2 protein-coding genes are annotated in these 2,463 nt (G+C 46.0%); both read left to right on the top strand.

Features of this window, described 5'->3' with window-relative positions; all coding sequences use genetic code 11:
- Positions 1-711: ketol-acid reductoisomerase (ilvC, locus tag ACTHSP_RS19590; protein WP_440346736.1), on the top strand; the 711-nt coding region annotated here is incomplete at its 5' end.
- 389 nt (positions 712-1,100) lie between these two features.
- Complete coding sequence (porB, locus tag ACTHSP_RS19585) at positions 1,101-2,216, top strand: trimeric porin PorB (protein WP_440346735.1); 1,116 nt, start codon at positions 1,101-1,103, stop codon at positions 2,214-2,216.
- Positions 2,217-2,463 lie beyond the last annotated feature (247 nt).

The following is a 2,463-nucleotide window of genomic DNA, read 5'->3' as shown; positions in this document are numbered from 1 at the left end:
TTGGCGTTTGCCCACGGCTTCAACGTACACTACAACCAAATCGTACCTCGCGCCGACCTCGACGTTATCATGATCGCACCTAAAGGCCCAGGCCACACCGTACGCAGCGAATTCCTGAAAGGCGGCGGCGTACCTTCCCTGATCGCCGTTTACCAAGATAAAAGCGGCAAAGCTAAAGACATCGCCCTGTCTTACGCCGCAGCCAACGGCGGTACCAAAGGCGGCGTGATTGAAACCAACTTCCGCGAAGAAACCGAAACCGACCTCTTTGGCGAACAAGCCGTATTGTGCGGCGGCGTGGTTGAATTGATCAAAACCGGCTTCGAAACCCTGACTGAAGCAGGCTACGCCCCAGAAATGGCCTACTTCGAATGCCTGCACGAAATGAAGCTCATTGTTGACCTGATTTACGAAGGCGGCATCGCCAACATGAACTACTCTATTTCCAACAATGCAGAGTACGGCGAATACGTAACCGGCGTCGAAGTCATCAACGACAAATCCCGAGAAGCCATGCGCAATGCCCTCAAACGCATCCAAACCGGCGAATACGCTAAAATGTTCATCCAAGAAGGTGCCGTCAACTATGCCAGCATGACAGCCCGTCGCCGTCTGACCGCTGATCACCAAATTGAAAAAGTCGGCGCTCAACTGCGTTCTATGATGCCTTGGATTGCCAAAAACAAACTGGTTGACCAAGACAAAAACTAATCTATCTTCCAATCAAATAAAACCTGCCCGAGCAATCAGGCAGGTTTTTTATATATTTGCAAACCCAATACACTATAAATTTTAATTACCAAGGCCGTCCGAAAACACGATAAACAATATTCACAACCCAATTTTATATACCCCATATTTTATAGCCATCCCAAAATTACCTTTTAGAAAAACACATTACAAAATAAAAGACCGCCTTATGCTTCCACCCTGTCTGTAAAAAACAACGTTTCCCTGCAAAAATCACTCAAAACAAGAGGAAAATTTGTTTTCCTAGGCCATAACCTTTATATTATGGTCATGGAATCGTTGAAACAGAACGATATCGTAATAAGAAGAACGAATGCTCGCTTCTTCACACTTAAAAAAGGAAAACAGCAATGAAAAAATCTCTGATTGCCCTGACTCTGGCGGCTCTGCCTGTTGCAGCTATGGCTGACGTAACTCTGTATGGTCAAATTAAAGCCGGCGTTGAAGTATCCAAAGTAAAATTGGGTGAACAAACTGCTGCTAAACTGGGTCACGAGAAAAGCTCTAAAACTGCTACTGAAATCGCTGACTTCGGTTCACGCATCGGTTTCAAAGGCCACGAACACTTGGGTAACAACCTGAATGCTATCTGGCAAGTTGAACAAAACACTTCTATCGCTGGTGGTGACAAAGAGTGGGCTTCTCGCGAATCTTTCATCGGTTTGGAAGGTGGCTTCGGTAAAATTCGTGCCGGTAAATTGAACTCTACTGTTAAAGATTCTAGCGACAATGTTGACCAATGGGAAAGCAGCAACGGTGCTTTGAACATGTCTGTATTCACTCGTGTTGACGAGCGTGCAGTATCTGTACGTTACGACAGCCCTGTATTCTCAGGCTTCAGCGCAAGCGTACAATACACTCCACGCGACAACGCTAACCCTTCTGACAAATACACTCACAACGACGCTACCCGTGACACTTACTACGCTGGCCTGAACTACGAAAACTCTGGTTTCTTCGGTCAATACGCTGGTGGTTTCCGTAAAAACGCCGTTTCTGAAAAAGACGGTCACGTACACCGCTTGGTAGGTGGTTACGATGCTAACAACCTGTTCGTGTCTGTAGCCGGTCAATACGCTAAAAACTGGGAAACTTTGGGCGACTACGCCGAAGCCCAATCTAACGGCGTTGTAAACTCTGCTACTACTAACGCTTCTAACGTAGTATTTGGTACTGCTGCTGCCTTGGATAGCCGTCCTACTGAAACTATCGAAGTTGCTGCTACTGCCGCTTACCGCGCTGGTAACGTAACTCCTCGCGTTTCTTACGCTCACGGCTTCAAAGCTAAAGTTGACGGTCAAAAACTGAAAGGTACTCAATACGACCAAGTTATCGTTGGTGCTGACTACGACTTCTCTAAACGTACTACTGCTCTGGTTTCTGCCGGTTGGTTGCGTGGTGCTGAGTCTGGCCCTCACAAAGTTGAAACCATCTCTGGTTTGGTTGGCCTGCGTCACAAATTCTAATCTTCGGATTAGTATGAAAAAGAGCCTGTTTTATGCAGGCTCTTTTTTTTTATTCTTATTCCCTATCCTCAACGAAAATTAATTTAAGCGTTGATATATAAAAAGGCCGAGACCTTTGCAAAATTCCCCAAAATCCCCTAAATTCCTACTAAGACATTTAGGGGATTTTCCATGAGTACCTTCTTTCAGCAAACTGCTCAAGCCATGATCGCCAAACACATCGACCGCTTCCCACTATTGAAGTTGG

Source organism: Neisseria sp. P0001.S005 (assembly GCF_051963715.1).
The sequence above is the reverse complement of the archived record's forward strand: the minus strand, read 5'-3'. Positions and strand labels throughout refer to the sequence as shown.

Bases quoted from the DNA above. Each gene is read 5' to 3' on its own strand.
- porB (WP_440346735.1), top strand. From the start codon at position 1,101: ATGAAAAAATCTCTGATTGCCCTGACTCTGGCGGCTCTGCCTGTTGCA.